Annotated in this window: 26 protein-coding genes; 16 read left to right on the top strand and 10 right to left on the bottom strand. The window is 51.1% G+C overall.

The genetic code is table 11. From position 1 onward, the window contains the following. The first annotated feature begins 46 nt into the window (after positions 1-46). The 4 genes from NST26_RS16810 (at position 47) to NST26_RS16795 (ending at position 4,857) form a co-directional block, all read left to right on the top strand. Positions 47-937 (top strand): carbohydrate ABC transporter permease, encoded by an 891-nt coding sequence (locus tag NST26_RS16810; RefSeq protein ID WP_036726672.1) that lies wholly within the window; start codon positions 47-49, stop codon positions 935-937. Positions 938-955: 18 nt separating this feature from the next. Beyond that, positions 956-1,780: a carbohydrate ABC transporter permease gene (locus NST26_RS16805; protein ID WP_209873933.1), complete on the top strand. Its 825-nt coding sequence runs from the start codon at positions 956-958 to the stop codon at positions 1,778-1,780. Positions 1,781-1,870: 90 nt separating this feature from the next. Continuing rightward, positions 1,871-3,658, top strand: coding sequence for a cache domain-containing sensor histidine kinase (locus tag NST26_RS16800; RefSeq protein ID WP_340952547.1), 1,788 nt, complete (start codon positions 1,871-1,873; stop codon positions 3,656-3,658). Beyond that, a complete protein-coding gene (locus NST26_RS16795) occupies positions 3,655-4,857 on the top strand; it encodes a response regulator (RefSeq protein WP_339314527.1) in 1,203 nt (400 codons plus the stop codon). Before NST26_RS16800 ends, NST26_RS16795 begins: the two co-directional genes overlap by 4 nt. Here NST26_RS16795 and NST26_RS16790 read toward each other — a convergent pair. The 5 genes from NST26_RS16790 to NST26_RS16770 form a co-directional block, all read right to left on the bottom strand. Beyond that, positions 4,835-5,431: a DUF2441 domain-containing protein gene (locus NST26_RS16790; RefSeq protein WP_340952550.1), complete on the bottom strand. Its 597-nt coding sequence runs from the start codon at positions 5,429-5,431 to the stop codon at positions 4,835-4,837. The genes NST26_RS16795 and NST26_RS16790 overlap by 23 nt on opposite strands. Before the next feature lie 377 nt (positions 5,432-5,808). Further along, positions 5,809-6,156: a DUF4190 domain-containing protein gene (locus NST26_RS16785; RefSeq protein ID WP_340952553.1), complete on the bottom strand. Its 348-nt coding sequence runs from the start codon at positions 6,154-6,156 to the stop codon at positions 5,809-5,811. A 47-nt stretch (positions 6,157-6,203) separates the two neighbouring features. Then, entirely contained in the window at positions 6,204-6,977 is a 774-nt protein-coding gene (locus tag NST26_RS16780; protein ID WP_340952555.1) for a GNAT family N-acetyltransferase, read from the bottom strand. Further along, complete coding sequence (gene murI, locus NST26_RS16775) at positions 6,974-7,789, bottom strand: glutamate racemase (protein ID WP_036726685.1); 816 nt, start codon at positions 7,787-7,789, stop codon at positions 6,974-6,976. The genes NST26_RS16780 and murI overlap by 4 nt, the downstream gene beginning before the upstream one ends. Positions 7,790-7,936: 147 nt before the next feature. Beyond that, positions 7,937-8,107, bottom strand: a complete 171-nt coding sequence (locus NST26_RS16770) for a hypothetical protein (RefSeq protein ID WP_200869561.1) — start codon at positions 8,105-8,107, stop codon at positions 7,937-7,939. 96 nt (positions 8,108-8,203) lie between these two features. Here NST26_RS16770 and NST26_RS16765 point away from each other — a divergent pair, with 96 nt between their 5' ends. Continuing rightward, positions 8,204-8,731 (top strand): GrpB family protein, encoded by a 528-nt coding sequence (locus NST26_RS16765; RefSeq protein ID WP_036726687.1) that lies wholly within the window; start codon positions 8,204-8,206, stop codon positions 8,729-8,731. Positions 8,732-8,739: 8 nt separating this feature from the next. Here NST26_RS16765 and NST26_RS16760 read toward each other — a convergent pair whose 3' ends face one another. Together NST26_RS16760 and NST26_RS16755 are read right to left on the bottom strand one after the other, a co-directional pair. After that, positions 8,740-9,900: a C45 family peptidase gene (locus NST26_RS16760; protein ID WP_340952560.1), complete on the bottom strand. Its 1,161-nt coding sequence runs from the start codon at positions 9,898-9,900 to the stop codon at positions 8,740-8,742. Between the two features lie 307 nt (positions 9,901-10,207). Continuing rightward, the gene (locus NST26_RS16755; protein WP_268748454.1) at positions 10,208-10,330 is read right to left on the bottom strand and encodes a hypothetical protein; all 123 of its coding nucleotides are present in this window, start codon (positions 10,328-10,330) and stop codon (positions 10,208-10,210) included. A 211-nt stretch (positions 10,331-10,541) separates the two neighbouring features. On the opposite strand from NST26_RS16755, the gene NST26_RS16750 reads away from it, so the two are divergent. The 5 genes from NST26_RS16750 (at position 10,542) to NST26_RS16730 (ending at position 16,126) form a co-directional block, all read left to right on the top strand. Beyond that, the gene (locus tag NST26_RS16750; RefSeq protein WP_340952562.1) at positions 10,542-13,088 is read left to right on the top strand and encodes a diguanylate cyclase domain-containing protein; all 2,547 of its coding nucleotides are present in this window, start codon (positions 10,542-10,544) and stop codon (positions 13,086-13,088) included. Positions 13,089-13,468: 380 nt separating this feature from the next. Then, positions 13,469-14,149, top strand: coding sequence for a succinylglutamate desuccinylase/aspartoacylase family protein (locus tag NST26_RS16745; RefSeq protein WP_339314509.1), 681 nt, complete (start codon positions 13,469-13,471; stop codon positions 14,147-14,149). A gap of 99 nt (positions 14,150-14,248) precedes the next feature. After that, positions 14,249-14,629 (top strand): GntR family transcriptional regulator, encoded by a 381-nt coding sequence (locus tag NST26_RS16740; protein WP_340952565.1) that lies wholly within the window; start codon positions 14,249-14,251, stop codon positions 14,627-14,629. Continuing rightward, on the top strand, positions 14,626-15,495 hold the full coding sequence (locus NST26_RS16735) for an ABC transporter ATP-binding protein (protein ID WP_340952567.1): 870 nt from the start codon (positions 14,626-14,628) through the stop codon (positions 15,493-15,495). The genes NST26_RS16740 and NST26_RS16735 overlap by 4 nt, the downstream gene beginning before the upstream one ends. After that, positions 15,488-16,126 (top strand): ABC-2 transporter permease, encoded by a 639-nt coding sequence (locus NST26_RS16730; RefSeq protein WP_340952569.1) that lies wholly within the window; start codon positions 15,488-15,490, stop codon positions 16,124-16,126. The genes NST26_RS16735 and NST26_RS16730 overlap by 8 nt, the downstream gene beginning before the upstream one ends. 97 nt (positions 16,127-16,223) lie before the next feature. On the opposite strand, the gene NST26_RS16725 is transcribed toward NST26_RS16730, so the two are convergent. Then, complete coding sequence (locus NST26_RS16725; protein ID WP_340952571.1) at positions 16,224-16,586, bottom strand: 50S ribosomal protein L7/L12; 363 nt, start codon at positions 16,584-16,586, stop codon at positions 16,224-16,226. Positions 16,587-16,789: 203 nt separating this feature from the next. Here NST26_RS16725 and NST26_RS16720 point away from each other — a divergent pair, with 203 nt between their 5' ends. Further along, positions 16,790-17,743 carry an NADP-dependent oxidoreductase gene (locus NST26_RS16720; RefSeq protein ID WP_340952574.1) on the top strand — a complete coding sequence of 318 codons (954 nt, stop codon included), beginning with the start codon at positions 16,790-16,792 and terminating at the stop codon, positions 17,741-17,743. Here NST26_RS16720 and NST26_RS16715 read toward each other — a convergent pair. Beyond that, entirely contained in the window at positions 17,740-18,342 is a 603-nt protein-coding gene (locus tag NST26_RS16715; RefSeq protein ID WP_340952578.1) for a TetR/AcrR family transcriptional regulator, read from the bottom strand. The genes NST26_RS16720 and NST26_RS16715 overlap by 4 nt on opposite strands. A 154-nt stretch (positions 18,343-18,496) precedes the next feature. Here NST26_RS16715 and NST26_RS16710 point away from each other — a divergent pair, with 154 nt between their 5' ends. After that, positions 18,497-18,688, top strand: a complete 192-nt coding sequence (locus NST26_RS16710) for a hypothetical protein (protein WP_340979517.1) — start codon at positions 18,497-18,499, stop codon at positions 18,686-18,688. Between the two features lie 108 nt (positions 18,689-18,796). Here NST26_RS16710 and NST26_RS16705 read toward each other — a convergent pair whose 3' ends face one another. Beyond that, on the bottom strand, positions 18,797-19,576 hold the full coding sequence (locus tag NST26_RS16705) for a helix-turn-helix domain-containing protein (RefSeq protein WP_340952584.1): 780 nt from the start codon (positions 19,574-19,576) through the stop codon (positions 18,797-18,799). A 110-nt stretch (positions 19,577-19,686) separates the two neighbouring features. Between NST26_RS16705 and NST26_RS16700 the strand changes: the two genes are divergently transcribed. The 4 genes from NST26_RS16700 to NST26_RS16685 all read left to right on the top strand — a co-directional run bounded on the left by NST26_RS16700 (position 19,687) and on the right by NST26_RS16685 (position 24,171). Continuing rightward, the gene (locus tag NST26_RS16700; protein WP_340952587.1) at positions 19,687-21,501 is read left to right on the top strand and encodes a glycoside hydrolase family 2 protein; all 1,815 of its coding nucleotides are present in this window, start codon (positions 19,687-19,689) and stop codon (positions 21,499-21,501) included. A gap of 125 nt (positions 21,502-21,626) precedes the next feature. Next, complete coding sequence (locus NST26_RS16695) at positions 21,627-22,100, top strand: C40 family peptidase (RefSeq protein WP_209873978.1); 474 nt, start codon at positions 21,627-21,629, stop codon at positions 22,098-22,100. Positions 22,101-22,245: 145 nt separating this feature from the next. Next, positions 22,246-22,671: a MarR family winged helix-turn-helix transcriptional regulator gene (locus tag NST26_RS16690; RefSeq protein WP_036726721.1), complete on the top strand. Its 426-nt coding sequence runs from the start codon at positions 22,246-22,248 to the stop codon at positions 22,669-22,671. 117 nt (positions 22,672-22,788) lie between these two features. Beyond that, positions 22,789-24,171 (top strand): MFS transporter, encoded by a 1,383-nt coding sequence (locus NST26_RS16685; protein WP_340952592.1) that lies wholly within the window; start codon positions 22,789-22,791, stop codon positions 24,169-24,171. Positions 24,172-24,178: the final 7 nt, after the last annotated feature.

Below are 24,178 nucleotides of genomic sequence, written 5' to 3'. Positions count from 1 at the left end.
GAATCAGTAGATAAAGAAGAATCTGCTTGATTAGGAGGCGGGAAAGATGAAAGTCCTTAAGGTTCCGGCATACACAATCGCTGCCTTCATACTGCCATGTCTGTTGCTCTATGTGTGCCTGGTATTCGTTCCCATACTGGTCTCATTATATACGGGCTTATTGAAGTGGGACGGTCTAACGACCTCTCAGTTCGTCGGCTTCGGCAACTTCAAGAATATGTTCTGGAATGACCCGGTGTTCTGGCCCTCTGTTCGGAGAACGCTGCTGTACGCCGTGGCTTCCATGCTGGAAATCCCGCTCTGTCTGGGGATGGCGATCCTGCTGAACCGCTATCTGCGCAGAGCCAACACGCTGGTGTCGATCTACTTCACGCCGGTCATCTTATCAGTCGTTATTATTGGACAACTCTGGAAGACCATCTATAACCCTACTTCGATGGGGGGCATGCTGAACGGTGTGCTGGTGTCCCTGGGGCTTGAGAGCTGGACGCATAACTGGCTGACCGAGCCTAACATCGCCATGTATTCTCTGTATCTGGTGTCCCTGTGGCAGTATTTCGGCTACCATCTGCTGATTCAGTATACCGGAGTGCAGAACATTCCCGACGAGCTGTACGAAGCGGCCAGAATTGACGGGGCTGACGGCTTCAAGGCGGATCGTTACATTACGCTTCCGCTGATCATTCCGATTTTCAAAATCTCGATCATCCTGGCGTTTATCGGGTCCCTGCAAGCCTTCGACCTGGTTATGGTCATGACTGGCGGCGGTCCTGCACATGCAACGGATGTCATCTCCACCCATATGTATAACAGCTCCTTCTTGTCCTTCAAGTATGGCTACGGCAGCGCGATTGCGACCTTCCTCGTGGTGGTCTGTCTCATTTTTACCGGCATCATCAACATGATCTTTAACCGGCTTGAGCGAAAATTCGAATAGGAAAGGAGTGCGCGGACCATGCGTAAGCTTAAAAAAGGAATCGTGTATCTTCTTTTTGCCATTCCTGTCATTACCCAGCTCTACCCGCTGCTGTGGCTCCTGTTATACTCTCTGAAGACGAATGAGGAGATTCAGGACGGGAGCTTCTTTTCTTTTCCGCGAAAATTCCAGTGGCATAACTACTATGAGGCTTACACCTCGGGCAGTTATCTGAAGTACCTGTCGAACAGCGTGTTCGTTACCGCCCTTACGATGATTTGTGTCATTCTGCTGGCTTCGATGGCGGCCTATGCGATCTCCCGGTTCCGGTGGAAATACGGCAATGTCGTGATGACCATTTTCCTGATGGGGATGATGATTCCGATGCAGGCCACGCTGCTGCCGCTGATGATTATTTTCAAAAACATGCATATTCTCAACACCCACTGGTCGCTGATTCTGCCGTACATCGCGTTCTCGACTCCCATCGCCGTGTTCATCTTGAGCGGCTTCATGAGAGCTATTCCACATGAGATCGAAGAATCGGCGTTCATCGACGGGGCGAGCGTGTACCGGATCTTCCGCAGCATTATCCTGCCGGTGTCGATTCCGCCTGTCATGACCGTATGTATCTTAACCTTCATCAATATCTGGAACGAGTACATCCTGGCCGCCACGTTCATCTCGTCAGAGAGGCTCAAAACCCTTCCATTCGGGGTCTATACCTTCGTGAGCCAGTATTCGGTCAATTACGGGAATATCGGGGCCTTCCTGGTGATGGGCGCGCTGCCGGTAATTCTGATCTACTTCTTCCTGTCGAATCAGATTACCAAAGGGATGGTGGCCGGAGCGGTTAAGGGATAGGGGTAAGCGTGCTGAATTCCCTCATTGCATAAAAATGGAAAAGTTTTATAATAGGAAACGGCAGAACAGGTGCGTAAAGGGGAGAGTCTTATGAAGCTCGGCTTTCATTCCATTCATCATCGGTTGTTCTTGCTGTTTCTTTTTTGCATGTCCAGTATTCTGCTTATTGTCAGCCTGCTGTACTATAACCGGACTACAGACCAATTGCATGAGAAGATCGGTGATTTGTCGCAAAAAAACGTCGCCCAGAGCGCAGGCTTATTCACGCTTCTCTATAAGGGGTATGACGCCTTGTCCAAATCGCTCAGCAATAACTTCGAGATGATCCGCTTGATTAATGAGAAGACGGACGGGCCGGCGGTGGCCTATATCAATGAGCAGACGGTGACGAATATCATCGGCTCGATTTTTTATTCGCGGGACGATCTGGTGGGTATTCATGTGATCACGGACCGCGGCAAGATCTACAACTATGGCAACTATATGAATGTGGTCGATCCGAATTATAGGCAGGAGGACTGGTACCGGCAATTGCAGGCTTCCTCAGGGAAAATGGTCTGGCTCGGGGTGTACCCGCACTCCCTGATCGACCAGGTGGAGGACAGTCCGGTCTTCGCCTTCGGGCGGCAGCTCTATGACCTGAATGAGCATAAGCCGATAGGCATCGTGCTGTATGAGACGGACCCGCAGCCGGTGCTGGACGCGCTGGAGAATCTGAAGCTGGGCGCGCACAGCCAGGTCTACCTGATGTCCCCGGATGGACGGTTTGTCACCTCGGCCACAGATCCGCAGCCGGACACTGCCCGTCTGCCTAAGCTCCCCGCTTCGGAGCATGTGATGGTTCAGCAGGAGCGCGGCCAACTGGTTGTGGCGTCTAAGCTGTCTTTCTCGGGCTGGTGGGTGATGAGTATTACTCCGGATAAGGATCTGAATGTGGAGCTGGTGGAGATGAAGCGTTATCTCTTGATCGTGATCTCGGCGCTCATTCTGGTCTCCACGCTGATTGCTTCGATCGTATCGCAGACCATCTCTTCGCCGCTGAAGAAGCTGATCCGCGAGATGCGCCAGGTAGAGGTGGGGAACTTCGGCGGCATGGTCAAGGTCTCTTCGTATCAGGAGATTAACATTCTGGTCGCTTCCTTCAACCGGATGGTCCGGCGGATCGAGGAGCTGATTGAGCGGGTCAAGCTGTCCTCGGTCAGCGAAAAGAATGCGGAGCTGCACGCTTTGCAGTCCCAGGTGAACCCGCATTTTCTATACAATACGCTGGATATGATCTACTGGATGCTCGATGAGGAGGGCAATGAACAGCTTGGCGAGCTGGTGCTGTCGCTGTCCTCAATGTTCCGCTACAGCAGCCAGTGGGAAGACGGGGCTGAGGTGAGCCTGAGGGAGGAGCTGGAGCAGATCGGGCATTACCTGAAGATTATCTCGATCCGTCTGGAGGGCCGCCTCGTAATCGTGACGGATATCGATGAACGCTGGCTGAACATAAGGGTCCCGAAGATGACGGTGCAGCCGGTCATTGAGAATGCGGTCAAGCATGGACTGGAGCCGCTCTCGCGTCAGGGGATTCTTAAGGTGTACACCCGGCAAGAGGACGACCACCTTGAGCTAATTGTGGAGGATAACGGGGACGGAATGAACGGGGAGCAGCTTGCAAGGCTACAGGAGTCGCTGAATGTGGATGGTCCGGATAATTCTGGCGCTAGTGGCAGAGAAGGCGGCAAAAGCGGGATCGGACTCCAGAACCTGCACCGCCGCCTGCGGTTCATGTTCGGAGAGGGTTACGGTCTGCAGATTCAGAGCTTCCCCGGTGAGGGGACGCAGGTGGCGATCGTGCTGCCTATTCCAGTGGAAGGAGAGCTGCCGGGATGAATATTCTTATAGCCGATGATGAACGGGCCATCCGTGAAGGCATCAAGCGTACGATTAAGCAGATTAGTGCAGAGCATCAGGTGTTCGTGGCTGAGCGGGCGGAGGAAGCGGTGAAGATTCTGGAAGAGCAGCACATCCATATCGTGCTGACCGATATTCTAATGCCGGGCATGAACGGGCTGGAATTCATGAAAATCTCGAAACGCCGGTATCCGTATGTGAAATGGATTGTCATCTCTGCCCACAGCGAATTCTCCTATGCCCAGGAAGCGGTCCGGCTGGGAGCACGGGACTATCTGCTCAAGCCGATCGGTAAGCATAAGCTGACCGAGCTGATCGACAGCCTGACAATCGAAATCCAGCAGGACAACCAGCTCTCGCGGCAAGGCGAGCGGCTGAAGGCCAGTCTGCGGTTCCTGCGCGAGGGGGTTTTTCAGCGGCTGGCCTCCGGGCTGGATATCGGGAATCTGGACATCGACGCGTTCATTGAAGATTATCACTCCTTCTATCTGGTGATGGTTCAGCTGGAGCCTGGGGATCAGAGCGCCCGGCTGGAGCATTTCATTGTCGAGAATGTTCTCTCCGAGCTGATCGAGCGGTATGGGCGGGGCTTCGTGGTCAGCTATGACCGCCAGCACCTGCTGGGCCTGATCTCACCGGGCGAGAGCGTCCGGGTAGAGCAGTTCCAGGAGGAGGTGAAGACGCATCTGACGCATTATTTGAAAATCCCTTTTCAGATGATCTATTCCGGGCGGAGCTGTGACTTCCATACGGTGCCGCAGATCGTGAAGCGGATGCGGGAGGCTTCGGCCTTCCAGGGGCCGCCGCTTGAGCCGCTCAAGGGGAGTGGGGAGAAGGCGATTGAAGTGGCGCTGCACTACATTAAGGAGCATTTCTACGAGGAGCTGTCTTTGGAGAGAATAGCTTCGGTGGTGTTCCTGAATCCGGCGTATTTCAGCCAGCTGTTCAAGCAGAAGACGGGGCAGGGGTACAAGGAATATGTCACCTCGCTGCGGCTGGAGCAGGCGAAGCTGCTACTACTGAATCCGGGGCTGAAGCTGGCCGATATCGCAGAGCGGGTAGGCTACCAGGACATGCGCCATTTCACCCAAATGTTCCGCAAGAAATACAACCTTACCCCCACAGAATACCGCCAGCAGGAGAGCATCAGCATTCTTAGGAGCAAGGGTACTCTGTGAGGATGTCTACGACTTCGATTCTTCCGTTAATCAACAGCTCTGGGAGCGCGTTACTGAGATTACCCTTCCAGTATTCTCTGGCTTGTTCGATTTTACGGGAGAATGGGGCCCCGTCTTCCTTGGGTAATAGACTGCCGTCACCTTCAAAAATAGCTCCAGTGACCTTAAGTTTCACGATCTGCAACACTTTCCGGTGATAAGAATCGAATATGCTTTTCCACATCAGGGCGTCTTCATAGCTCTTTGCTGCGTATAAGCAAGACAAACGTGAAGGATACTCAGGATGTTCCTGTAGCCTTACCATTTCAACGATCACCTCTCGAACCGCTCGGATGGTCTGCTCCGCATACTTAACCGTAACATCTGCATCCTCTTTATCCAATTTCAAACCGTCATCAGTATAATTGCCGTGCAGGATTTGAATAACGTCTTCCCCTTTGGAATTCAACTGTTCTTGCTCAAAAAAGTAGTGATACAAGGTGTTTTTTTGCTGGTTGTCAAAATGAATGATTTGATTCAGGGCCATCTTCTTCCGGGTTACAATGTGGTAAACGTACCTTTCGCTTGCTTGCATAGTCTGCCTCCTAGTAGAATATCTGATTTAAACGTGTGAAAATTACCTTTAACTCATCACTTGCTGAAGGTGGCTGTGCTTGATTAGGTGCAAGAGATAGGCTTAGTTGCAATCTGTACAACTAAATCGCCGGATGTGCCGCTGAATCTCTGTTTAGCTGTATTTCGTACAACTAAAATGCTTCTGTATCCGTCTTTTCGCCCATTCCGCCAAATTTAGTTGTATGGAATACAGTTAAGAGAGGTGTGCCTTCGTTTTTATTGTTTTTAGTTGCACCGAATACACTTATTTCTGAATATTAGCTATGAACGCAGCTTCATACCTTACTGCAATTATGGAATTAAAATAGTGCAGTGGGCATGTTGAGGCCGTTTCACCTAAAACACAACATAACCCATCGTAGTCTGTGCACTATTGAATAGCAGAATAGTTAAAACAAACATGATGATGAGAATGGTATAAATAAAGGTGGAGACTATTCCGCAGACCAGTCCGGCAATCGCCAATCCCCGGCCTTGCTCATAGCTGTAACGGATCTCCTTGAAGGCAAGTGAAGCCAGAATGATTGCGGTAATCCCAAACAGGATGCCGACGTAAGGTATTACGATGGAGAGAATACCCAGCACAAGTGCTGCAACCGCTTTGCTGTTCGTTCGCTCCTGCGGAGGCTTCGGGTACTGCTGATAGTAATTCTGTTCGCCATAGGGTGGAAGGGGATTATTCATAATCTAACTCCTTCATAGGTAGTGAGCGAATGCTCCTATTCAATCCATCAATAATTAACCCAGTGCTCCAGCGTAACAGCGCGGGTAAGGCCAATGGATTCGGCGAGGCGGATGGAGGCGAGGTTGTTCTCCAGCACCTGGTACCTGGGAATGTAGCCCCGCTTCAGGGTATGGAAGACTGCTGTACGGACTACACGCTGTGCCAACCCCCGCTGTCTGGCAGCTTCTATGGTACGTACGCCGCCTATCTCCCAGATTCGCTCCTCATTGCGGTACACCATACATGTACTGAGTGGCGTATCCCCGTCAAATAACGTCACAGCGAACGCCCCGTCTTCAAAATACTGCGTGATTTCCTCTAGCGAATAATCATTCGCCATCCACAGCGGCAGCAGCCGTTCATCGATAGCTTCACTGACCGTGCAGGCCTCATCTGCGCTGAACCCCTGGCCTTCGGCCGAAGAATAAGAATAGAGACTACGGACCCGCCGCAGTGCGAAATACGGTTCCAGCGCCTGACGGTATGCATCCTCCTGAAGCTTGAAGACCAGGTTGGCGTCCTGCGGCAACCGCTTGAGCAGGGCAGGGAAGACCTCAGGACTGCTGTAGTCCATCAGCACAACGGTGTCAGCCTCCGGGTAGGTCCGGTGATCATAGCCGAAGGTTGCGGCAGGCATAAGCAGCAGCACGCCCCACTCCTCCTGCTGTTCAATCAGCACGCTGTCGATCTGAGCATGATACGCCGTCATCATTTTGAGCAGCGTAACATTCTTCAGCGGATTCCGGCGTAATCTTTCCATTATGGCTGTATAGTGACTCATGCGGGATCACTCCTTTTACTCAGATTAATAGATAGTTCAATGTCATCCAGACGCTGGAACAGACACTCATATTGAGATAACAATGCAGGATCCTCTACCTGGACACTGGATCTGTAAAAAAGGATATCGCCCGTCCCCTCATTGATCCGGCCCCCTGCTTGAAGAATCTGCTTCAGATGCCTGGCGGTTCCGAGACTGCCGGAGATGAAGTTCACCCCTTCGGGGAATATCTTCCGCAGGCTTCCCTCGAAGTAGGGGAAATGGGTACATCCAAGGACCACCGTGCTGTACCGCTTAAGGTCCAAGTGTGCCAGCTCACTTTTCAGATAGGGAATAATTCTCTCTTCGTCAAAATCAAAATGCTCCGCAAACTGAACCAGCCCGGGAAGCGGCAGACTATCTACAATCTCCCCGTGATCGATACGGTGCACCAAATCATGATACTTCTTCTCCTGAAGCGTTAAGCGGGTGGCCAGTACCAGCACCTTCTTCTGCTTGCCCTCCGATTGTTCAACCGCAGGCTTGACTGCCGGCTCGATCCCGAGGACCGGAAAGTCATACCGCTGCCGCAGCTCTTCGATTACGATGCTGGTGGCTGTGTTACAAGCGATAACCAACGCTTTGATATGCTGACTGGCCATAAAATCTACCGCTTGCAGGATGTATTCCCTGACTTCGTCTTTTGTCTTCTCCCCGTAGGGAACATGGTCTGTATCTGCATAGAAGAGGTAGTCCTCTTGCGGCAAGAGCTTAAGCGCCTGATGAAGCACCGTTAACCCGCCAATTCCGGAGTCAAAAAATCCAATTCGCATATGTCCACTCTTTCCGTCATTATTAAAAGGATTCTATTATTCTATCATTAGACTTATTGTAGAACTATAGCGCATGGATAAAAGACCAGACTTCCGCCTCTGTTGCCGGAGAGGGAAGCCTGGACAATAAGCATATCAAAGCTGAAATCAGCTCTCGTTCTTGGTCACGCCGTTTAGACTCGGCACGACATCTGCTGCTTTATCAGGAGTCACCATCTGGGGGATTTCGCTGATGCTGGCGTGATTCTGCTGGTTGTTTTTAGAATCGGCGCGGTTATCTGCACGGTCATGCTTCGGGTCTGCACTATTCTTGGGCATACTGTTCACCTCCGTCTCTGCGGGTTAGTATGAGATAGAGGTTTGTATTTTATTCCAGTGGCGGGTACAGGTTATAGCCGAAGGAGGAGAGGGATTATGGCTGAGAAGACTAAGGTTGTAGAGGTGGTTCCGTATGATCCGGCCTGGAAGGCGGAATATAGCAGAATTGAGAAGCGGATGCTGGAGATCGCCGGAGATCTGATTATCGCAGCGGAGCATGTGGGCAGCACCTCGATTGAAGGACTGTGGGCCAAGCCTGTGATTGATATCGATCTGGTGATGGAGAGCTATGACCAGCTGCCGGAGATCATCCGCAGACTGCATGCGTTCGGTTATGAGCATCAGGGTAATATGGGCATTGAGGGCCGGGAAGCCTTCAAGAGCAACCAGGATGACGGATTCATGAAATACCATCTTTATGTATGTCCCAAGGACGGCAAGGGTTACGTGGAGCATATCCGGTTCCGTGATTATCTGCGCAGCCATCCCGCTGCCCGGGAGGAATATCAGGCGGTCAAGCAGCGGCTGGCTGAAGCGTACCGTTATGATATCGATGCGTATTGTGACGGGAAGACCGCGTTTGTGCAGTCTATTTTGCGGAAGGCGTCACAGCAGCAGGAGTGAGGGTGAGCTTACCTGGGCCGGGTCCAGAATCCCTCAGCGGACGGCTTGCCCGGCAGCACTGCCTCGTATACACGCATTCCCGCCGGGTCAAGGAACCCGAATGTTCTCCAGCCGTTTAACTGCGGGGAACCGAAACAGATATGCAGCTCGCGGGCTGTGTTGTCACAGACCATGGACCATAAGGTGCCTAAGCCTTCGCTGTAATGGTGACAGCAGATCCCTTCGGGATATTCGCGTCCTGCGGCAGCTTTCATGGCTTCTACAGGATTGATAGAGGTGTTATCGTCCATAAGTGCTGCACGCAGCGCGTCATATCTTGTCCATGAGTTCTCCATGACTTGCTGATTGTGTAGCTGCATGGAGGGCAGGGTGTAATGGTTCGCCGAGAGCACAAGCTGGCTTACGCTTAAGCTGGCAGCAGTAGCAGGATGGTACTGGATCTCTTTCTCGGTACCAGCCGTCTCCACAAGGGCGATGTTCCCCTGGGCGTCAGAGATCAGGAAGTTTCTGTAGTCGGCCACCGGCATGCTGCGCATGAGCTGGACCGCCCCTTCCGCGGTAGTACATTGATCCAGCAAGGCCCGGACTACGCCTGGAAAAATAAAGCCCTCCCCGGTCATCTCCGGCCGGACTCTCCCCGAGGTGGTGGTTACGGTAAGTCCTGCTTCATTCATCCCGTCATAACGCCCGAACAGCTGCAGCGCAAAGCCGGTATGCGCCGGTTTGCCCTTCACCCGGGTTGTGCTGAGCAGCAGCTGATTATACGGCTCATCCTCCCAGCCAAAATCATAATTACGCATATGACAGATATGTCCGCTCTGTTCCCCACTTGCTCCAGTTCGGTAGGCTGCCTGTGTGCAGTGGCCCGGTGCCTGAAAATAGGAATAATAGAATACGACATGGGCGGCCTCTACGCCGGTCTCATCGGCGAAGCCTTGAATTTCTTCATTCAAGCCGGGGCAGTAGCGCTCGAAGCTCTCCATGGCTTTGTCTGCAGCATAGGGAGTCAGCGGGGAGGCTCCCATGAAGGGGGAGGACAAGAAGGATAGCATGGCGGAGTTATTCTTATGATGGGCGCCCAAGGCGCGTCCGACCTCATAATGAGTGCCTTCGGTAACGAGATGTGTAAATTGTGCGGTCTTGCGCTGTAACAGGGGATTAGCATCCATGTGAATGTTCCTTCTCTCGGTTATTCTCTGCGCAGAGTAGGTTCATTATAACGGGCGTATAGATCAGGCGGCAAAGCCTGCTGCGCCCCAAATCCCCGGATGCGCAGCCAAGCGGCGAAGCGCTGTTATGAATTAGTCACATTTTCACTGGAATAGAAGGAAATACTTGTATTATTGAGGTTTTTAAGGTAAATTATTGGTAAGACTTTCGGATTACAATTCTTCCGGAAGTGCAACCTAATACTTGGTATATGCAAGCCGAAGAGGAGCATTTCCCCCAAATGCTCCTTTTTGCGTGGGCAGGCTGTTAAGGTGCGAATGAAACGGTCTGAAGCACATAGCGGATGAGGAAGAAGGCAATGATCAGTATGGAGAAGGCGCTTAGCAGAAAAGAAACAATCTCTCTACCTGAACGTTTGGTTCGCCGCATTACGGTCACCTCGGAGTATAGGAATGGATTAGCCGTCACAGGTTATGCTCTATCCATCCATATTATACATAATTATTCCAAGACTGTAATACAAGCCAAAACAGGCTGTGCAGACCAGACTTATGTTTGTTATTGTTGCCCAAATTAAGTTAGAATGAACCTACGCCAAAACAGCTTAGAAATCATTTACTTCAATGGAGGCATTGCACCTATGTCAGATTTTAATACAGAACATGAGAATCAGCCGCTGAACCGGACCCTGTTGAATGAAGCCGGGCTGGACCCCAAGGAACCCGTGGATCTTAATAACTGCGAGAAGGAGCCCATCCATATTCCCGGACTTATTCAGCCGCATGGTGTATTGCTGGCCGTAACTCAGGACACAGCTCCTAGGATTGTCCAAGCCAGTCTGAATACGGGTAAGTTACTGGGAACAGCTGCCGAAGCACTGTTAGGAACGCCTATGGCTGACTTGGTAGGCCCGGAGCAGCTGAAGATGATGCTTGAACGCAGTGTGAATGCGAAAGAAACAGCAGATTTACAATATATAGTTATAACGATTAAAGTGGCAGATCAGCCGGAGGACTTCTTCTGCATCATTCACGAAAGTGAAGGTCTGATGATCGTTGAACTGGAGCCTGCCTCCATCGATCAGAGCGACAGCCCCAATGACTTCGACTGGATCCGCACGTTCTTCGGACGGCTGAAGCATACGGCGAACCGTCTCGAAGCCAGCCAGGCCGCCGCCGAGCAGGTGAAGGAGATGCTTGGTTATGACCGGGTCATGATCTACGAATTCGATGAACAGTGGAACGGCAAGGTGATTGCGGAAGCCAAGGAAGAAGGACTGGAACCGTTCCTTGGCCATCATTATCCTGCGTCTGACATTCCGAAGCAGGCACGTGAGCTGTATCTGCGCAACTGGCTGCGGACAATCGTTGATGTGAACTATCTTCCGGTTCCGATCACCCCGGTGCTGCAGCCGCTTACCGGTAAGCCCTTGAACCTCAGCTTGTCCATCCTCCGTAGTGTGTCTCCGCTCCATATTGAGTATTTGCAGAATATGGGGGTAGGCGCAACGACCACCATCTCGCTGATCAATAATAACAAGCTCTGGGGACTGATCACCTGTCATCACTATTCTCCCAAGTATGTCCCGCACCGTATCCGTAATCTGTGTAATTTCCTGGGCGCCTTCTTCTCCAGTGAACTGTACCAGCGTCAGCAGCTCGACAATTATCAGACGGAGCTGGAGCTGCGGACCAAGGCGATGAGGATTGTCGATATTTTCACAGGTAACGTCAGCTCTTCCCGGGTGATTGAACAGCTCGGCGATGAAGAGCAGACACTACTGGGGATGATGGAGGCCTCCGGCGCAGCCGTGTGTTATCAGGACAAGCTGATGCTGTTCGGAGTAGCACCCTCCCAGGAGCAGGTGCGGGAGCTTGCCGGCTGGCTGGCAGGGAAGTCGAAGGATTACACCTACTGCACCTCCAGGCTCAGTCTGGAATATGAATCAGCCAAAGCTTACAAGAATAAAGCCTCCGGTGTCATCTATCTCGCCCTGACTCCAGGACAACAGAATTACATGATCTGGTTCAGGCCTGAGGTGGTCGAGATTGTGGACTGGGCCGGAGATCCGGCTAAGGCCGTCATTCAGGAGAATGACGGACAGCGCCTGTCTCCCCGCAAGTCCTTTGAGAAATGGCGGCAGGTGGTTCAGTCCACCTCACTTCCGTGGAGAGAGCAGCATCTTAACATTCTGCCTCAGCTCAAATCTATTCTGCGCGGACAGACCGAGAACCAGCTGCGTCAGGCGGAAGAACAGGCCCTGCAGAATGCCCGCAGTCTGCGCCACAACGAACAGCGGTATCTGCAGCTGATGGATCTGTCTCCGGTAGCCTTTTTCATGATTACCGATGATGTGATCGCCTACTGCAATAACCGTGCAGTGGAGCTGATAGGTGAAGAGAAAGGAAAATCCCTGATCGGGCAGCCGTTCCTGAACTATGTGCAGGAGTCTTACAGGCCAGCCCTGGAGCAGCACTTCACAGACCTGAGCCAGAATGTGACCCAGTTCGTATCTGATCAGGGACAGTTCGTGAGCAGCGACGGGCAACCGCTGGACGTAAGCCTGAGTCTGGCTTCGGTCATTCATGGCGGCAGACCATCCATTATGGCGGTGCTTAACACTGGAACCGGTACAGAGGCGAAGGGTGAAGCCTATATCGATGCGGCCAATCAGATGCAAAGCTATCTGACGACCGATTCACTAACCGATCTGCCGAACCGCCAGGCCCTTGTGCATGAGCTGGATCAGCGCTGGGAGGATACGCTGAATACCCGGGAACCCTTGCTGCTGCTGTCGATTGATATCGATGATTTCCATTCCTATAATGCGGTACACGGGCTGAAGGGCGGCGATCTTTGCATCCAGTCGGTAGCCGATGTACTGAATATCATCAGCATCACGCACGGCACCTTCGTGGCCCGCTTCAGCGGGGCGAACTTCATCCTCACGATGGCGGGTGCGTCCGCCTCCCAGGCGGAGCAATTAGCCGAGTCCGTCCGTCAAGGTGTCTCTGATCTGCAGATTCCCCGCGACCGCTTTGAAGAGGAAGGGGTGGTCACTGTAAGTATAGGCGGCCTGTTGAAGGTACCGGTTCCCTCTGACCGCCCGTCTGACTTCATTGCCAAGGCGGAGAAGGCTCTTTATGAGGCGAAGTCTGCCGGGAAGAACCAGGTCGTGTTTTATTAAAAATATAAGAATTTATATGCTTCACACTATAAACTATCCTTCTATTTCTCGCTGAAACGATACCGTCCTTTAAAAGGACTACGAAGCCGTTTCTACTTGACACCCGCTAGTACTATCGTGCATCCAGAGAAGAAGCCGGATGAGTCCATATTGGACTTGTCCGGCTTTTTTAGATAGAGTTTATATGTTTTGGGGCCCCCGCAAAGTTTTTGAGTCATCACCTACGCTAAAGCTCCACTTTGTGGGGTTATTTTGCTGTCCTATTCGTCCAATCCCCCGCAGGTAATCCGCATACATTACAGAGTAACCGTTGGTGCTGTCCAGAATCTTGTATACCATCATCCACATGATCCGCATTATCCAGAGCGAGGTGAACCGCATTGTCTGTAGAGAAGCATACACTGGCGGCAGGAACGCCCTATGCCACACCTTATTATGTCATTAGCAGCGGCGTCCCCGGACCTGTATTCATGATCATCTCCGGTGTTCACGGCAATGAGCCGGCGAGCAGCCGTGCAGCGCAAGGCATCGCCAGCCGGCTCAGCCGGGGAGATCTGATGCTGCGCTCAGGGAAGCTGATTATCGTCCCGCTGGTGAACCAAATCGCACGGCGCAAGGGGATTCGCGGGAATCCTGACCTGAACCGTACCTTCCCGCGCGGACAAGGCGCCCCGGCCCGTCATCCGTTGTCGGCAGCTGTATGGCAGCTTGCCTTGCGCTACCGCCCTTCGTGGGTGCTGGATCTGCATGAGGCGAACGGGCTGTCCGAGCTGAATCCGAAGCGGGTCGGCCAGACCCTGATCATCAGCCCGGTCAGCCGGGCGCATGGACTGGCGAAGCAAATTGTGAAGCGGATGAATCAGACGATCACGAATAGAGCTTACCGCTTCAACATACGGCATAGGGAGCGTGCAGGAACTTCCCGGATGGCCTTTCAGCGCCTGCTCGGTGCCCGGGCGGTGACCGTAGAGACCTGCTGGAGCCTGGACTATGCCTTAAGAGTAAGGCTGCAGAGTGAGATCGTCTACCACTTTCTGCGGTCTCAGGGGATGATCGGCTAATTAAGGGGATGACACAAGGGATTGACACAACTGAATATAGTGTATATATTATATATATACACTAGTTACAACAAACACAAAGGAAGCTGATGCTGCTGCATGAATATCGTGATATCAAGTACATCTGGCGAACCGATCTACGCCCAGATTGTGGGGCAGGTCCGCCAGATGATTCTCCAAGGCGAGCTACTCTCGGGTATGCCGCTGCCATCGATCCGCTTACTGGCGAAGGAGCTGCAGATTAGCGTCATTACCACAAAGCGGGCTTATGAGGAGCTGGAGCGGGAGGGGCTGATCAACTCGATTGTCGGCAAGGGATCTTTTGTCTCCGGGGCCGATCAGGAATATATCCGGGAACAGCGGCTGCGGATGGTAGAGGGCAAGCTGAAGGAGATTATTGACGAGAGCAGACAGCTGGGCATGGAATACGCTGAACTCGCGGAGATGCTGAAGCTGCTCTATGAGGAGGAACAGGAATGAGAACTGTAATTGAGCTAGACCATGTAACGAAGAGCTACGACCGTTTTGAGCTGAAGGATATTTCGTTATCTATCAAGGAGGGCTACATTACCGGGCTGATCGGCCCGAATGGCGCAGGTAAGACCTCAATGATCAAGATGATAATGGGCTTAATCTCGCAGGACCAAGGGGACATCCGGGTCTTCGGCCAGAACAACCATCAGGAGCAGGCAGCGATTCGGGGGCGGATCGGCTACGTCTCGGATGAGAGCTTTTATTATGAGAATATGACCGTGAAGCAGATGAAGAATATTATTGCTCCGTTCTATCCAGGCTGGGACAACGATACATATCTGAGATTTCAGGAGCAGTTCAAGCTGTCGCCGGGTAAGAGAATCAAGGATCTGTCGAAGGGGATGAAGATCAAGTTCTCGCTCGCCATCGCTCTGTCCCATGGTGCCGATCTGCTGATTATGGATGAGCCTACTTCGGGGCTTGATCCGATCTTCCGCCGGGAGATGCTGGAGCTGCTCAGTGAGCATATTCAGGATGAGAAGAAGTCGATTCTGTTCTCGACTCATAACACCACAGATCTGGACCGGATTGCCGACTATATTGTATTTATTAACGAGGGACGGATCATCTTCAATGAGATGAAGGAGAGTCTGAGCGAGCGCTATTTGCTGGTCAAAGGCGGGAAAGAGCTGCTGGACCGGGATGTACGCCAGTGGTTCGTGGGGTTGCGGGAGAACGGGCTGGGATTCGAGGGCCTGATTAGCAACCGCGCGGAGGGTGAACGTTATTTCAGGGACACGGCAATCTGCGAGACACCTACGCTGGAAGAGATTATGTATTATACGGTAAAAGGGGACGAAGCTCATGCATAACTCCATTGCGCTAATCCGCAAAGACTTCATACTTACCCGGAAGTTCGCTTTGCTGCTGATTCCCTATTTTGTACTTATGTTATATTCCAATGCACAAGCCTATACGGTATTCTCGTTGTTGCCGGCACTATTGCTGCTGATTAACGCCTGTACCATTGATATGCAGCATAACAACCAGAAGTTTCTGGCCACGCTCCCGGTGCCGAGACAGCGGTTGATTCAAGCCAAATATCTGACGATCATTCCACTCTCGCTATTCAGTCTCATTTGTACCCTAATCATGTACTGGGTTGCGGTGACTATGGGCAAGCTGGATGAACCGCTGCGCTGGAGAGAGCTGGGGCTGATTACGGCAGTTATCCCGCTGTTAGCCTCTTTCTATCTCCCGCTGTATTACTGGTTAGGGCAAAAAGGAATGCAGTTTGTCAATATAGTTTTTATGATGGTCATTATGCTGAGTTTCACTACATTTGGAAGCTTGAACAAGGAATTTCCGGCTCTCGCTCAATGGGTTCAGGACGGTAAAACAGACAATATGCTGCTCGTAGTCATCGGCGTGCTGGCATACCTGATCATTATTTATGCCTCCTATCTGATTTCGTCGCGGATTTATGTGAACAAGGATATTTAGTCTCAATGCCGGTATAGGCTGCATCACAAAAATGACCTCAGCTTCCACCATCCAGTGGCAGTCTGAGGTCATTCTTGATCATTCACACATGGTTCACTCAGCGGAAGTTACCGCTCCGTTCCAGGTTCTCTACGAAGTCCTTGGCTTCCTTGAGGCCCAGATTCCGCGCTTCGCGCACGACCTTGATTGCCTGGATCTTCTTGCCCTCGGCTATTAGCAGGCGGATTCTCCGCTCGAGGTCCGGTGCCAGCTCCGGGTTCTGCACGAACATCGGCGCAGGAATATGGCTGGTTCGGCTGAAGGAGGGGTCAGCGGGCATTCCTCCGTAAGGATCTCTTTGATTGAGCCGGGCTTCCAGCTCATTCACACGCCTCTTCAGACTGAACACGCTGAGCATAAGCAATAGCGCCAGCACCAGAGCCAGAATGGCGATGAGATCGATCGTATCCATATTGTCCATAGGTAGTCTCCTTTCAGTAGCAGGTTTCATCAAGGATGCCTGTGCCATTATACTCTACTACCCCTTAGAGAGAAGAATGAACACTTGAGGCCTGATTGTTGATTGTATCCGCTTGGGCGGGACCCTACAATGAGTTACAGGAACAGTACACCTATTGCTTCAACGGTACGCGGATTCCCAATTCATCTGGAGGAGTGATCGCAGTGAACGAAGCTACACATATGAAGGCGATTCGGATACATCAATTTGGAGGGCTAGAAGAGTTAAGGTATGAGGATGCGCCCATCCCCGTTCCCGCAGCGGACGAGATTCTGGTTAAGGTGGCAGGGACCGCATTCAATCAGGCAGATGTCAAAATCCGCAAGGGAGACCTGCAAGCTATTTTCCCGCATGAATTTCCTTACATTCCTAACTTTGAGGTGTCGGGTACGGTGGAGGCAGCCGGAGCAGAGGTTACGGACTTTCAGCCGGGGGACAGAGTCTATGCTGCGCTCGATATGTCCCGGGACGGTGCTGCCGCAGAGTATGTGGTTACCAAAGCGCAGTATGCTGCGCTGGCGCCAGTCTCCCTGGAGCTATCCGATGCAGCTGCGCTGCCGATTGGTGTCTTAACCGCATGGCAGGGGTTATTCGATCATGGTAATCTGCCGCAGGGTGGACGTGTGCTGATTGCCGGAGCCGCTGGCGGGGTAGGCAGCTATGCAGTGCAATTTGCCAAGCAGCACGGAGCGTATGTTATCGGGACTTCCTCAGCGGCCAGTATGCCGATGCTTCAGGAGCTGGGGATTGACGAGATTATTGATTACACCAAGGAGAGCGTCACGGACAAGCTGACGGACAAGGTGGATCTGATCCTCAATCTGTCCCCTGAGAGTACTGAGGTACTCAACACATGGCTGCCGCTGCTAAAAGAGGGAGGAGCGCTGATCTCGGCAGTGAATCCTACGGACGAAGCACTGGCAGCGCAGCTTGGCGTTAAGGCACACCGGCTGTTTGCACAGGAGGATCGTACGCTGCTGACGCGGGTTGCAGAGCTGGTGGATGCGGGCAAGCTGAAGCTCTGGATTACTGAGCGTCTGCCGCTGGCCGAGCTGGCTGCCTCCCATGCCATGAGCGAGGCCGGTAAGCTCCGTGGTAAGGTGCTTATTACAATTTAAGCCTTCGCGATCAGAGTCGACTGCATAAATAAGACCTCATTATAGATCACCGCCAGCTCCTCCGGAGTATAAGGCATCCCGCTGTGCAGCCATTCTTCCGTAATTCCGAGAAAAATAGACGCGGAATGCGCAGCGAGATACTCCGGAGGAACCGCCGGGTGGTCGGTAAATACGCCATTCATCTTCAGCTTCCGGTAGAAGCTGCGTTTGATAACCTCCTTGAATTGCCCCGGAAATACCGCATCCCCTTTAGCCCCGAGAAATAAGCGGATTCGCTCGCCGTGCTGGTGCAGATACTCAAGGATATGCACCAAGGGCGGATAGGGCAAGCCCTTCAGATAATGCTCTGACATCTCTTCGCGTACGATTTTGACAACCATCACCTGCTCCAGACCTGTCAGTATTTCCCGCTGCAGCTGCTCCAGCAGATCGTATTTATCTGTAAAATGCAGATAGAACGTTCCCCTGTTAATATGTGTTCTAAGCGCCAGCTGGCGTACACTCACCTTGTGAAATCCTTCCTGCTCCATGAGCTGGAGGAAGTTATCCTCGATCAAAGCCCGGGTTCCCGCTGACATCATTTCATGTATATCGCCCATACTGTGTTCGCCTCTTCCGTTAGCTGCTGAAACTCTATCTTTTTAAAATAGGATATTTAAAGCCAAAATTCAAATGTTAGCTATGCCAAAGTCTTTCTGTTTACCATAAATGAGATTAAATGGTGTATAATTGTGGGAAAGGGAGGCGATTGTAATGACTGATTTCTTCAATCCGGGACCTCATGCGAATTCGACTGATCCCGGCGGGCACAAAGCCAATCATGACGTTAATGAACAAAAGCTTCATAAAGAAGGGCCTCAGGGATTATGGCGGCAGATCTCTGATCTGTTAATTGCAGTAGGTGTTATTGCTTTGATTATTGTTGTGATCATGTGGATTTTTTGATTAACATCTCCAAATGAGCGGTGGTCTGGAACAGGTATGTAGTTTCTGGAGTGCTGCTTTTTTTATGCTCATCCAAGCCAATAACCCCGAGCCACTCTTCCTTCGCCATCAGCCCTGCCCTCGATATTCACTCGGGGTTTGGCCGGTGAACTTCTTGAACTGCCGCATGAAATGGACATCGTTCTCATAACCGCATCTTGCAGAAATCTGGCTGACGGTATAGGTGGTGCTCTTCAGTAAATAGGACGCATGGCCCACGCGGTTAAGGATGATGTCGCTGACGGCCGGAATGCCGAAGATTTGCTTATAGATCTGCTGAAAATAGGACGGGCTCATGTTCATCCGCTCCGCGAGCTGTTCGACAGAGTACCAGGTGGAGGGGGAACTGAGCACTTCATTTCTCAGGTTCAGGAATGAATCATAGTATTTGCTGACCGGCTGGCTAGACTCCACATGATGCCGCATATCGCTAAGCTTCATGAACAGGCAACGAATAATGGAGTCGATAATCTCCTGGCGGAAGCTGCCGTTCTGCAGATTCTCCCAGTGAAGCTCATTCACTTTTCTAGTGATATAGAGCGGGTCATGGGCCTTCATTAAGGTGTCCAGCGGCAGCTTCAAGCGTTCAAACCAAGCATTCGCCCCCTCCAACTCGAAATGGAACCAGTCATGCACCAGCGGCAGCTCAGCGTCTCTGTAGAAGTAGTGGCTGTTTCTGTTATAGATGATGTAAGTATTCGGTTCAGCATAGACGCTCCGCGTCTGAAGCCTCAGCTCCATCTTGCTCCGAAAGAATACAAAGACGTAATCGCCGGAGCCTTCCGGGCGGTCAATCGTCATGCCCTCTGGATGAATAACATTCGAACCGCACCGCTTTAGGGTGATCATACACAATTCCACCTTTTAGATGATAGATCAGTCAATCAATAGAATAATTCATTTTCTTTCCCGGGACAAGGGAGTACTCTGTGATAGTGAATATGGAGAATACTTCAGTAATGAGAAAGAGGGTTAATTCTAATATGACCGGAACAACGACGAAAGCAGCTACGAAATTCTATACCCCGAACTACCCGAGACCCCAATTTGTCCGCAGCCAGTGGCTGGATCTGAACGGAGAATGGGACTTTAGCTTCGATGATGATCACGCAGGCATTGCGGCGCGCTGGATGGATCATTTTCCGGCCACACATACCATTAACGTTCCATTCACCTACGAGACAGCGGCCAGCGGCATCGGTGAGGAGACCTTCCATCCACGGATCTGGTACCGCAAGCAACTCGTCCTGTCCCCGGCGGTAGAAGGGAAGCGGACGGTGCTGCATTTTGAAGGCGTGGATTATAAGGCGGTCTGCTGGGTGAACGGCGGCTATGCAGGAGAGCATGAGGGGGCGTATAGCCGGTTCTCCTTCGATATTACCGATCTGCTCAGGCAGGATGGCGTGAACGAGATTGTGCTGATGGTGACCGACAGCGACAGCTGTCTCCAGCCCCGGGGCAAGCAGCGCTGGGCGGGCCGGAACCACGACTCATTCTATGTGCAGACCACCGGCATCTGGAAAAGCGTCTGGCTGGAGCATGTCCACGCGACCCGGTTGGAGAAGGTCAAAATGACCCCTGATATTAACCGCCAGATGATCCGCTTGGACTACAGCCTGCAAGGCTTGACTGAAGCAAAGGATCTCCGGCTGGAGACGGAAATTACATATCAAGGCGAAAGAGTTAATCTGCATAGCCTGTCGGTGGATAGAGCTTCGATGACCGTGGAGGTCAGCATGATGGAAGGCATTAACGGGCCATGGCTGCAAAACCTGTGGTCTCCGGGGAACCCGAATCTTTTTGACATCGAGTTCGTGCTGTATGCGGGTGAACAGGAGATAGACCGGGTCGGCTCGTATTTCGGTATGCGCAATATCTCTATCAAGGGCGGCCAGATCCTGCTGAACAACCTCCCGCTGTATCAAAGACTGATCCTGGACCAGGGCTACTGGACCGATAGTCATCTGACCCCGCCGTCAGAAGAAGCGCTGATTCAAGATATTGAAGCGATTCTGGAGATGGGCTACAATGGGCTGCGCAAGCATATGAAGGTGGAGGACGCCCGGTTCCTGTACTGGTGTGACGTCAAAGGGGTATTGGTCTGGTCGGAGATGGCTGCCGCTTATGAATATAACGACGAGGCGCTGGAGCGGTTCACCAACGAATGGCTGGAGGTCGTGCGGCAGCAGTATAATCATCCGTGCATCATCACCTGGGTGCCTTTTAACGAATCGTGGGGGGTGCAGAATATCCTTCATGACGTCCGGCAGCAGACATTCACGGAGGGTATCTATTATTTGACCAAATCTATCGATCCTTACCGTCCGGTGATTACGAATGACGGCTGGGAGCATACGGTATCTGACATTCTGACGCTGCATGATTATGTCGAGCGGGGCGAAGCACTATATGAAACTTACAAAGATAAAGATTCTATCACGGGCAGCAGCGGTACGTATAACGAGTGGAAGTTTGCTTTTGCAGAAGGTTACAAGTATAAGGGGCAGCCTATCATCATCAGCGAATATGGGGGGATTGCCTTCAAAAGCGAACACGGCTGGGGCTATGGCCATCAGGTGGATAGCGAGGAAGCATTTCTGGAGCGGTTCGGCAGCTTAACATGGGCGATTCAGGCCATTCCATTCATCTCCGGGTACTGTTATACCCAGGTTACCGACGTTCAGGATGAGGTCAACGGGTTAATGACTGCGGATCGCGAGCCGAAGGTGCCGCTGGAGCGGATTAGAGAGATTAACCTGGGCCGGGGGATGTAAACTCTTTCAAAAAATCATAGAAGGGGTTGACGAAAGGAGAATATTAAACTATCATTCATAATAGTTACAAAAAATTAATATTTGTCAGGCAGCATTAGCCGGCAAGAAAGGAGACTGAGTTCTTTTTGAAGAAAGGAATCGTATGGCTACTGAGTATTGTGCTATTGCTATCGTTTGGATCTGAAAGAGCATCTGCGGATGACAGCTCCAGACTTGATCAAGAGGTTAATGATGTGATGGGAACTCCATATAAATGGGGAGGAACCAAGGCATCTGAAGGGTTTGACTGTTCCGGATTTATCATATACATATTTGGCAAGTTCAACTTAGATCTTCCGAGAACATCCAAGTCGCAGGCAAGTGCAGGCGAATATGTAGCCAAGTCCGATTTACGTCCGGGAGATCTTGTCTTTTTCGAAACCGGGGGCAACGGCATCTCGCATGCAGGCATCTATGTGGGCGACAACAAATTTGCACATTCCTCAAGCAATAAGGGTGTTACGATCACCAGCCTGTCATCAGGTTACTATAAAGAACGCTATGTTACTGCCAGAAGAACCATTTCTGAGAGCACTTATCAGAAGATGACTGGCAATTAAATATAGTAATACTACGAGCCTCTAGAACTTCTAGGGGCTCTATTTATATATAAGGACTGATCTTTAAATGATTTGACACGGGAATGAGGTGAGATTATAATGGTCGAAGCAACTATAGTCATGACTGCTATGAAGGAGGTCAACCTTGGAATTAGAACAATATATTGGTGTGAATGTGCAGCGCGCGGCACTTAAATTGAATAATTACTATCAAAAGGTAGTTAACCCGTTTGACATCACAGTGGATCAGTGGGAAATCCTAATCGTACTATGGGAAAAGGAAGGAATTACGCAAAAAGAACTTGCCGAGAGACTGCACAAGGACCAGACTAATGTTGCACGAATGCTGTTCAAGCTGGAGAAGAAGGAATTCATTTATCGTGTGGTTCATGAGACGGATCGAAGGTCTTTGCGTGTATATTTAACGCCTAAAGGACGGGATATCAAAGAAGAAATCCTTACCCCTTCCAATGAGGCATATAACAAAACGATCCAGGGGTTATCCAAAGAGGAAGTTGAGACGTTTCGCAGGGTTCTTACTGTAATCTACAACAACGTAAAAGACTTATAGCCGACAGAGGAGTTTCTCTGCACTTAAAAGGGAGAGACTTTTCTGGCAAAATACTTGCTGAGGCAACTATGGTCGAGACTATTAATATCATATTCTATTTCTAAGGAGAGTTGTAAGATGGAACTATCAGCAGAAGAAACAGGAGTTTTTGACGCCAAGTATAGAGCATTAACCATTGGAATTATTCTTGCTGTAACTACCGTTGCGTTTGAAGGTTTAGCAGTGGTTACAATTGCTCCAAGCCTGGCACAGAAATTGAACGGGCTGCATTTATACGGCTGGATATTCAGCTCTTTTCTGTTGGCACAAATCCTGGGAACGATGATCATAGGAGCGCGGATTAACAAAAACGGCGTATTTGCATCGTTTGGCCTATCCATACTATTTTTTGTGATTGGCATCGTGATTGCGGCTACTTCCGTGAATATGCTTACCCTAATTATAGGGAGAGTTTTTCAAGGCTTTGGTGGAGGTGCTATCATTACATGTGTGTATTACAGCATTACTGTAGGTTATCCCGATAAGCTGAGAACGAGAATACTTGCTTTGTTTTCCGGCGCATATATTTTACCTGCATTAATTGGCCCTTATATTGCCGGGCTTATAGCGGAGCATGTCTCCTGGAGAGTTGTTTTTTGGCTGGTGCTTCCCTTCATTGGTTTGGCCGTTTTGCTGACGCTTCCCGCTTTCCGAAAATTTACAGGTAGAGTGAATACACCGTCCAAGAATAACCGAAAAGAAGGCTTTGCAGTACTACTGACTATTGGCGCGGGAATGCTGCTGGCTGGGCTGGGCTTTATAACCGATTGGAAAGGCATGGTGCTGTCGGCAGCAGGCTTGCTTATCATGATTCAGCCCTTGCGGAAGCTGCTGCCAGAGGGCACCTTAAGTGCCAGAAGAGGTTTGCCGGCTACGATTGCTTCCAGAGGATTCTTTGTGGCCAGTTATAATGCGACCGAGAGCTATGTTGTCCTGGCTTTGACAGATGTGAAAAAGCTTCCTGCGGATATGGCGGGATTAATTGTAGCCGCAGGTGCATTAAGCTGGTCAGCGGCAGCCTGGATCCAGTCCAAGTTAGATGCCAAGGATCATGGGACGGGACGGAAGAAGCGGGTAACCGTTGGTATTGGATTTATGATTATTGGAGTGGCTGCGGTCATTCTCGCTGTTGGCCTTCCCGAAGGAGGGATCGCATTTGCAGTGATTTCACAGCTTTTCACTGGCTTCGGCATCGGTTTGGCACATCCTACGACCGGAGCGATTGCACTGCAGCATACCACAACAGGTGAGGAAGGAGAGATAGCCGCCAGCCTTCAGTTTACAGACGCATTTAGTCCGGGACTAAGCATTGGAATCGGCGGAGCCCTCATTGCCGTTAGCCAATCCCTGAATTTGGGGCTGTTGACTGGGATTATATTGGCTCTGTCTCTTCAATTGTTTTTCGTTCTTTTAAGTTTTATGCTTTCCTTCCGTATTAAGCAGGCGAAGGGCTTCTTCTAACAGAAAG

Source organism: Paenibacillus sp. FSL R7-0128 (assembly GCF_038002245.1).
Lineage (GTDB): Bacteria > Bacillota > Bacilli > Paenibacillales > Paenibacillaceae > Paenibacillus_AQ > Paenibacillus_AQ silagei.
This window is presented reverse-complemented; position numbering and strand designations above follow the sequence as displayed.

Coding starts and splice junctions, on each gene's coding strand:
- NST26_RS16810 (WP_036726672.1), top strand. CDS start 47: ATGAAAGTCCTTAAGGTTCCGGCATACACAATCGCTGCCTTCATACTG.
- NST26_RS16805 (WP_209873933.1), top strand. CDS start 956: ATGCGTAAGCTTAAAAAAGGAATCGTGTATCTTCTTTTTGCCATTCCT.
- NST26_RS16800 (WP_340952547.1), top strand. CDS start 1,871: ATGAAGCTCGGCTTTCATTCCATTCATCATCGGTTGTTCTTGCTGTTT.
- NST26_RS16795 (WP_339314527.1), top strand. CDS start 3,655: ATGAATATTCTTATAGCCGATGATGAACGGGCCATCCGTGAAGGCATC.
- NST26_RS16790 (WP_340952550.1), bottom strand. CDS start 5,431: ATGCAAGCAAGCGAAAGGTACGTTTACCACATTGTAACCCGGAAGAAG.
- NST26_RS16785 (WP_340952553.1), bottom strand. CDS start 6,156: ATGAATAATCCCCTTCCACCCTATGGCGAACAGAATTACTATCAGCAG.
- NST26_RS16780 (WP_340952555.1), bottom strand. CDS start 6,977: ATGAGTCACTATACAGCCATAATGGAAAGATTACGCCGGAATCCGCTG.
- murI (WP_036726685.1), bottom strand. CDS start 7,789: ATGCGAATTGGATTTTTTGACTCCGGAATTGGCGGGTTAACGGTGCTT.
- NST26_RS16770 (WP_200869561.1), bottom strand. CDS start 8,107: ATGCCCAAGAATAGTGCAGACCCGAAGCATGACCGTGCAGATAACCGC.
- NST26_RS16765 (WP_036726687.1), top strand. CDS start 8,204: ATGGCTGAGAAGACTAAGGTTGTAGAGGTGGTTCCGTATGATCCGGCC.
- NST26_RS16760 (WP_340952560.1), bottom strand. CDS start 9,900: ATGGATGCTAATCCCCTGTTACAGCGCAAGACCGCACAATTTACACAT.
- NST26_RS16755 (WP_268748454.1), bottom strand. CDS start 10,330: ATGCGGCGAACCAAACGTTCAGGTAGAGAGATTGTTTCTTTTCTGCTA.
- NST26_RS16750 (WP_340952562.1), top strand. CDS start 10,542: ATGTCAGATTTTAATACAGAACATGAGAATCAGCCGCTGAACCGGACC.
- NST26_RS16740 (WP_340952565.1), top strand. CDS start 14,249: ATGAATATCGTGATATCAAGTACATCTGGCGAACCGATCTACGCCCAG.
- NST26_RS16735 (WP_340952567.1), top strand. CDS start 14,626: ATGAGAACTGTAATTGAGCTAGACCATGTAACGAAGAGCTACGACCGT.
- NST26_RS16730 (WP_340952569.1), top strand. CDS start 15,488: ATGCATAACTCCATTGCGCTAATCCGCAAAGACTTCATACTTACCCGG.
- NST26_RS16725 (WP_340952571.1), bottom strand. CDS start 16,586: ATGGACAATATGGATACGATCGATCTCATCGCCATTCTGGCTCTGGTG.
- NST26_RS16715 (WP_340952578.1), bottom strand. CDS start 18,342: ATGGGCGATATACATGAAATGATGTCAGCGGGAACCCGGGCTTTGATC.
- NST26_RS16710 (WP_340979517.1), top strand. CDS start 18,497: ATGACTGATTTCTTCAATCCGGGACCTCATGCGAATTCGACTGATCCC.
- NST26_RS16705 (WP_340952584.1), bottom strand. CDS start 19,576: ATGATCACCCTAAAGCGGTGCGGTTCGAATGTTATTCATCCAGAGGGC.
- NST26_RS16700 (WP_340952587.1), top strand. CDS start 19,687: ATGAGAAAGAGGGTTAATTCTAATATGACCGGAACAACGACGAAAGCA.
- NST26_RS16685 (WP_340952592.1), top strand. CDS start 22,789: ATGGAACTATCAGCAGAAGAAACAGGAGTTTTTGACGCCAAGTATAGA.